Origin of the sequence: Streptomyces sp. NPDC046716, assembly GCF_040645755.1 — a bacterium.
Taxonomy (GTDB): domain Bacteria; phylum Actinomycetota; class Actinomycetes; order Streptomycetales; family Streptomycetaceae; genus Streptomyces.
In genome coordinates this window covers 22,155-28,203 of record NZ_JBEYYU010000087.1, presented here as the reverse complement: position 1 = coordinate 28,203, position 6,049 = coordinate 22,155, and the positions used below count along the sequence as shown (strand labels likewise).

The 6,049-nt window shown below is 72.1% G+C and carries 8 protein-coding genes; 5 read left to right on the top strand and 3 right to left on the bottom strand.

Going from position 1 to position 6,049, the window contains the following annotated elements:
* Positions 1–91 precede the first annotated feature (91 nt).
* Positions 92–298: a hypothetical protein gene (locus ABZ930_RS38195; protein WP_361559026.1), complete on the bottom strand. Its 207-nt coding sequence runs from the start codon at positions 296–298 to the stop codon at positions 92–94.
* The gene (locus ABZ930_RS38190) at positions 295–510 is read right to left on the bottom strand and encodes a hypothetical protein (RefSeq protein ID WP_361559035.1); all 216 of its coding nucleotides are present in this window, start codon (positions 508–510) and stop codon (positions 295–297) included. The genes ABZ930_RS38195 and ABZ930_RS38190 overlap by 4 nt, the downstream gene beginning before the upstream one ends.
* 124 nt (positions 511–634) lie before the next feature.
* On the opposite strand from ABZ930_RS38190, the gene ABZ930_RS38185 reads away from it, so the two are divergent.
* From ABZ930_RS38185 to ABZ930_RS38165, 5 genes are all read left to right on the top strand, one after another.
* Positions 635–1,456: a helix-turn-helix transcriptional regulator gene (locus ABZ930_RS38185; RefSeq protein ID WP_361559023.1), complete on the top strand. Its 822-nt coding sequence runs from the start codon at positions 635–637 to the stop codon at positions 1,454–1,456.
* Positions 1,431–1,643 carry a DUF397 domain-containing protein gene (locus tag ABZ930_RS38180; RefSeq protein WP_361559020.1) on the top strand — a complete coding sequence of 71 codons (213 nt, stop codon included), beginning with the start codon at positions 1,431–1,433 and terminating at the stop codon, positions 1,641–1,643. Before ABZ930_RS38185 ends, ABZ930_RS38180 begins: the two co-directional genes overlap by 26 nt.
* 229 nt (positions 1,644–1,872) lie before the next feature.
* Positions 1,873–2,775, top strand: a complete 903-nt coding sequence (locus tag ABZ930_RS38175; protein ID WP_361559017.1) for a hypothetical protein — start codon at positions 1,873–1,875, stop codon at positions 2,773–2,775.
* A 119-nt stretch (positions 2,776–2,894) separates the two neighbouring features.
* Complete coding sequence (locus ABZ930_RS38170; protein WP_361559014.1) at positions 2,895–3,713, top strand: hypothetical protein; 819 nt, start codon at positions 2,895–2,897, stop codon at positions 3,711–3,713.
* Between the two features lie 66 nt (positions 3,714–3,779).
* Positions 3,780–5,600: a SpoIIE family protein phosphatase gene (locus tag ABZ930_RS38165; protein ID WP_361559011.1), complete on the top strand. Its 1,821-nt coding sequence runs from the start codon at positions 3,780–3,782 to the stop codon at positions 5,598–5,600.
* A gap of 10 nt (positions 5,601–5,610) precedes the next feature.
* Here ABZ930_RS38165 and ABZ930_RS38160 read toward each other — a convergent pair whose 3' ends face one another.
* Positions 5,611–6,036 carry an ankyrin repeat domain-containing protein gene (locus ABZ930_RS38160; protein ID WP_361559008.1) on the bottom strand — a complete coding sequence of 142 codons (426 nt, stop codon included), beginning with the start codon at positions 6,034–6,036 and terminating at the stop codon, positions 5,611–5,613.
* Positions 6,037–6,049 lie beyond the last annotated feature (13 nt).

Sequence of the window (6,049 nt, the reverse complement as noted above, 5' to 3'; positions counted from 1 at the left end):
GGGCGTCAACGCGGAGCGTTGGCAACCGACGACAACGCCGCAGGTCGGCGTGCCAGACCCCGCGCCCGCGACAAGATCCGCCGGACAGGCCCTAGGGCAGCCGCCCCTCCCGGTTCACCTCCCGCACCCGCGCCCGCAGTTCCTCCGAAACCGGCGCGGGCGCCACGGCCTCCGGCGGGCAGTCCCACTCGACTCCGCCACCCGGCGGCCTGAGCTGTACGCATCCGCCCTCGGTCGCCATGACCTGGCCGACCCGTCCGTCCCGTACGTCGATCACGTACTCGCCGACCACGCTCACCGGCTCACCCCGTGCAGTACGGCCGTCAGCCGCATCGCCGTATCCAGGTTCACGCACCCCAGGTCCACCAGCGGATACGGCGCCTCCCCCGCCGCCGACACCGGATCCACCCGCAGCGACGGCAGCAGCACGCCCACCGCCAGCAGCTCCGCCCTGAGCTGCGCGATGACCTCCTCGACCGCCCGCATCCGCTCCGCGTCCCGCACGACCATGCCGACCAGCACCCTTCTTCCACCGAGTGTTCCGCATTCCTCACCCAGCGTGACCGCATCGGCTCTACGCTTTCCAGAGCACCGGCCCAACAAAGGGCGTTGCTGCCAGGTGGAGTTGATGCGCATGTCCGGACCGAAGGACCTCGTCGGCGAAGAACTCCGGCACGCCCGCGAGCGGGCCGATCTGACCCAACAGGCTCTGGGTGAGCTGCTGTTCGTGAGTGGTTCCTACGTCGGACAGATGGAGGCGGGCACGCGGCGGATCCTGCCGGACATGGCGGCACGGCTGGACGAGGCGCTGGGCACCAGCGGCTTCTTTGCGCGGCACTGCACAAAGGCGAGGACCTCCAAGCACCCTGAGCACTTCGCAGCGGCAGCAGAGGCGGAGGCGCTGGCGGTGGAGATCCGTCAGTATCAATCACTTCTGGTTCCCGGATTGCTCCAGACCCCGGACTACGCGCGAGCGGTGTTCATCGCCTACCAGCCGACGGCCCCGGACGAGATCATCAGCAATCTTGTAGCGGTACGGATGGAGCGGGCCCACCTCCTCGACGATCCAACAAAGCCTTTGTTGTGGGCCGTTCTGGACGAAGCCGTACTGCGCAGAGAGATCGGCAGCCCGGCGGTGATGGCCGAGGCCCTGTCGCATGTCGCCGCCCTCGCGCGCAGGCGGCGGGCGATCGTGCAGGTGCTGCCGTTCTCGGCGGGAGCACACGCCTCCCTGGATGGGCCGCTCAAGCTCATGTACTACGACGACGCGCCCCCGCTGTCCTTCATCGAGGCTTCCAGCATGGGCCAGTTGACGGACGATCCAGCGACGGTCACCCGTCACCAGCTGACCTACGATCTGCTCAGGGCCGACGCACTCACGCCAAGGCAATCGCTGGCCCTGATCGAATCAGCGGCGGAGGATTACGCACATGAAGATCGAGCACTCGAAGCCTGACCTCACCTCGGCCACCTGGCACAAGTCCACGTACAGCGGCGGCAGTGGCGGCGACTGCCTGGAGGTCAGCCAGGACTACCCCGGACTGATCCCGGTCCGCGACTCAAAGAACCCCGAAGGCCCGAAGCTCGTGCTCCGGGCGGCAGCCTGGACGGCGTTCGTCGACGACCTGCGCCGCAACGGCTGACCGCGCTCCCGAAGCTCAAGCCCCGGGCTCCGAGCTGTGCTTATAAGGATCGGGGGGTGGGTCTCAACCCACCCTCCCACCCGGCGAGTTGGCGACAGCGGCGACTTTCCGGGGCCGACTTGCCACGCAGGGTGACGGACGTCTAACGTCCCCGAATAACGAACGGCCCCCGCCGGTGCGCCAACACCGAACGAGGGCCTATCCATCGAGATCGAACGGAAGTCGATCCATGGCTGACGCCCACTTTAGTGCTGCGCGCGTGCCCGCGCATCCCGCCGCCCGCCCCGGCTACGGCAAACGCTCGGCACCGGACCAACACCCGCGTACGAACGCCGACTTCACCCACCTCCCGCCCCGCGAAGCGCACATCGCCGGGTTCATCGACCGGCTGCACGACGGCGCGGACATCTCGGTGAAGCTGCTCGCGTCCTGTCTCCCGTACGGCCAGCAGGCGATGCGCACGGCGCTGAACAACCTCCAGGCGGCCGGCCACTTGAGGCGCGGCAGGGAACACCTGGTGGGCTCGGGCAGCGCACGCTGGGTGACGCGGAGCTGGTTCTCGCGGACGGCGCGGGACGACGCGTGGTGGACGAGGTTCCTGCGGGGCGACGTGCCGGACGACGTACCGAAACCTCAACCCCCCACGCGGAACAGGGCGTACATCCTGCTGGCGGCGCTGGGCAGGACGGCGCCGACGCTGGCGCTGTCGGCGAAGGAGTGCACGGAACTGGGCCCGCTGACGGAGACCTGGTTCGCGCGGGGCGCCGACGAACCGGCGATCGTCCACGCGCTGACGACGGGCCTGCCGAACCCGGTCCACAGCCCGGCGGCACTGGTCCGCAGCCGCCTGACGGCGAAACTCCCGCCGGAACCGGCACCACGCCCACCGCTGCGCGTCCTGGAATGCGCGACGTGCGGCGACCCGGGCCGCCCGGAGGGCATCGAGGCGGGCCGCTGCGGCATGTGCCGGGGCACGACCCGCCCGCCGTCGCGCACGGCGGGCCCACCCACCCTCACCGCCGAGACGGTGCACGCGAGGGCGGCCCGGATCCGCTCGGCGATGCGGGAGGAACCCTCGACCGTCCCGCCCAGGAGCCGGGTCCCGTACGACCCGCGTCCCGCGGGACGGTGACACCGGGCCGCCAACGGCCCCCGTACGGCTCCCGGATACGATCCTCGTCCACATCCCGTCCACAGGCCGTGCACAAGAAAACTCCGGTCTGCGAGAACGCCGCCGGAGACCACGACCCCATGCATGCCACGCGTACCCTCCCCCTGACCGCCGCCCTGGTCACCGCCGCCCTGCTGTGCGCGGGCTGCTCGTCGGACCCCGAATGGACGACGGACAAGGCCGGGAAGGCGAGCGGGAGCCCGACGGCCGACCCGGCCGGAGCGGTGCGCGACGCGGTCGCGGCCACCCGCGCCACGTCGGCGCACACCGACCAGCGGATCGTGATCGACGCGGGCGCGACCGGCCGCTACGAGATCGACGTGACGGGCGGCTTCGACCTGGCGGCGGACCGGGGCACGCTGAAGGTGCACATGGCCGGCAAGCCCGGACAGAACGAGATAGACGAGGTCTTCGCCGACGGCAAGGTCCACGTCTCCGACCTGCCGCAGGTGGACCCGGGCACGTGGGCGACGATGCCGCGCGCGAAGACCGAGTCGCACTACACGCTGCGCGCTCCGGTCAACGACCCGGAGTACCTGCTCCAGCAGATCGCCGGCATGAGCAGGACGTCCGAGGTCGGCCGCGAGACGGTCGGCGGGGTCCGCACCACGCACTACCGGGGCACGCTCGACAACACCGCTCTCACCCGCCGCATGGCCTCCGAGGTCCGCGCCAAGACGGACGAGGGCCGGAAGATCCTGGGCAGCGACCTGCCGGTGTTCGCCGACGCCTGGATCGACGCCGAGGGCCGCGTCACCCGTACCCGCACGGACATGAACCTGGCGGGCGTCCGGATCACCGTCACCCTGAACCTGACGGACCACGGCACCCGCGTCACCGCCGAGGCCCCCGAACCGGCCGTCCCCGTCACCGAACTGTCCGGAGTCTTCCTCGGCTGAGGGACTATCGTTGCCGTGCGTCAACTGTTCTGACGTCCAGCGAGAGCGACTTGTCCGGGAGAGGCTGTGGGTGGTTCGGACGCCGAGCGCGTGGCCGCGGTGCACGAGACCGGGCTGTCGACGGCGGCGGACGCGGGCATGGACCGGTTCGCCCGCCTGGTCGCCGACCTGCTGAACGTACCCGTGGCGCTGGTGTCGATGGCGTCGGAGGACGGACAGATCTTCCCCGGCATGATCGGCCTGGACGAACCCTGGGCGAGTGCCCGCCGCACCCCGCTGTCGCACTCGCTGTGCCGCCACGTGGTGAGCGACGCGGGGCCCCTCGTCGTCCCCGACACCCGCGCCGATCCGCGCACCCGGGACAGCCCGGCCGTCGAGGACCTGGGCGTCAGCGGGTACGCGGGCATGCCGCTGACGGACGGCGACGGACACGTGCTCGGCGCGCTGTGCGCGATCGACACCCGCCCGCGCCGGTGGACGGAGAAGGAGCTGCGGGCCCTGGAGGACCTCGCGGCGGCCTGCTCCGCCGAGCTGCGGCTGCGCGTGGTCTCCCGGCAGCGCGAGGCCGCACGCGCCGAGGCGGGAGAGCTCGCGGGCAGGCTGCGCATCGCCCTGGAGCGGTCGCAGTTGCTGCTGCGGGCCGCCGACGCGCTCGGCGACACCACCGGCCTGGCCGATGTGCGTCAGCAGGTCCGTGATCTGGTCACCGGCGACCTGAAGCCGGTGTACGTGGGCCTCGTCCTGGTCGAGGACGGGAACCGGCTGCGCCGCCTGGTCGACGCCACCGGCAGCGCGCCGATGGAGGAACGGTTCGAGAACTACGGGCTCGACGACGCCTGGCCGACGGCCCGCGCGGCCCGGGAGAACCGCACCGTCACCGTCCACAGCACCGAGGAACTGGTCCGCGACTACGCCGACGACGCCGTGGCGGCCTTCGCCAGCCTCGGCCTGAGCAGCGCGGTCTGCGTACCGCTGCCCGGCACCGTCATCCCGCTGGGCACCCTCGTACTCGGCTGGGACCAGCCGCACGAGATCGACATCGTGGAACAGGCCCTGCTCGCCTCCCTGGCCGGATACACCGCCCGCGCCGTCGAACGGGCCCTGTTCGTCGACAGCCGCATCGCGTCGGCACGGCAGATGCAGGCGGCCATGCTCACCGACCTGCCCACCGTCCCCGGACTGGAACTGGCCGCGCTCTACCGCCCCGCGTCCGACGGCGAACTGGTGGGCGGCGACTGGTACGACGCCTACCGGCTGCCCACGGCGTCCCAGGGCGGCGAGGACTCCGCCGAGCCCGCCACCCTCGCCGTCTCGGTCGGCGACATCACCGGCCACAACCTGGCGGCGACCACCCTCATGGGACAGGCCCGCAGCATGCTCCGCCAGGCCGACCTGGACCACGCGGGGCGGGGCCCGGCCCGCTCCGTCACCGCCTTCGAACACGCCAACCAGCACCTCGGCCTCAACGCCAGCGGCACCCTGGTCCACGCCCACCTGCGCCCGTGCCCCGACCCCGACACCGGCTGCTGGGAACTCACCTACACCAACGCCGGACACCCCGCGCCACTCGTCGTCGACCCCGACGGGACCGTGCGCCGCCTGCACCGGCACGGGCCGCTCGTCTTCCCCGGACTGACCACCGGGTCCGCCCGCACCGACCACACGCTGCGCCTGGCACCGGGCAGCCTCCTGCTCCTGTACACCGACGGGCTCGTCGAGGAGGAGCGCGGGGACATCGACGCCGCCGTGGACCGGGCCGCCCACTTCCTCGGCGCCCACCGCCACGCCCCGCTCCCCCACCTGCTCGACCGCCTCGCCGACCACATGGCGGGCCCCGACGCACACGACGACATCGCCCTGCTCGCCCTGCGCGTCCCCGGCCTCTGACGGCCATCGGTCACAGCCTCCCGGACGCCGCCGCCCGAAGAAGGGCGGCCGTCTCGGGGTGCGGCCCGCTGTCCGCCCACTCCAGCGGAGTCCGGCCCGTCCCGTGATCCTCCCGGAGCCCGGGATCGGCGCCGTGCGCCAGGAGTCGGCGGACCGTCTCGGTGTGGCCCCAGCACGCGGCGGCACACAGCGGCGTGCCCTCGGATCCGGGCCCCTCGCTCTCCCGGTCGGGAGCGGCCCCGGCCTCCAGCAGCACCCGGACCACCTCCGCCTCACCCTGCACGGCGGCGACGTACAGCGGTGTGGCGCCGTCGGCGAACCGGCGCTCCGGGCTCGCCCCGCGACGGCTCAGCACGGCCCGGACACCCCCGGCGTCCCCCGCCAGGATCGCGGTGGAGAGACGGCCGGAGAGCTTCTTCCGCTGGCGATGCCTCATGGGCGGTGAGACT

Bases quoted from the DNA above. Each gene is read 5' to 3' on its own strand.
- ABZ930_RS38160 (WP_361559008.1), bottom strand. From the start codon at position 6,036: ATGAGGCATCGCCAGCGGAAGAAGCTCTCCGGCCGTCTCTCCACCGCG.
- ABZ930_RS38170 (WP_361559014.1), top strand. From the start codon at position 2,895: ATGCATGCCACGCGTACCCTCCCCCTGACCGCCGCCCTGGTCACCGCC.
- ABZ930_RS38175 (WP_361559017.1), top strand. From the start codon at position 1,873: ATGGCTGACGCCCACTTTAGTGCTGCGCGCGTGCCCGCGCATCCCGCC.
- ABZ930_RS38185 (WP_361559023.1), top strand. From the start codon at position 635: ATGTCCGGACCGAAGGACCTCGTCGGCGAAGAACTCCGGCACGCCCGC.
- ABZ930_RS38180 (WP_361559020.1), top strand. From the start codon at position 1,431: ATGAAGATCGAGCACTCGAAGCCTGACCTCACCTCGGCCACCTGGCAC.
- ABZ930_RS38190 (WP_361559035.1), bottom strand. From the start codon at position 510: ATGGTCGTGCGGGACGCGGAGCGGATGCGGGCGGTCGAGGAGGTCATC.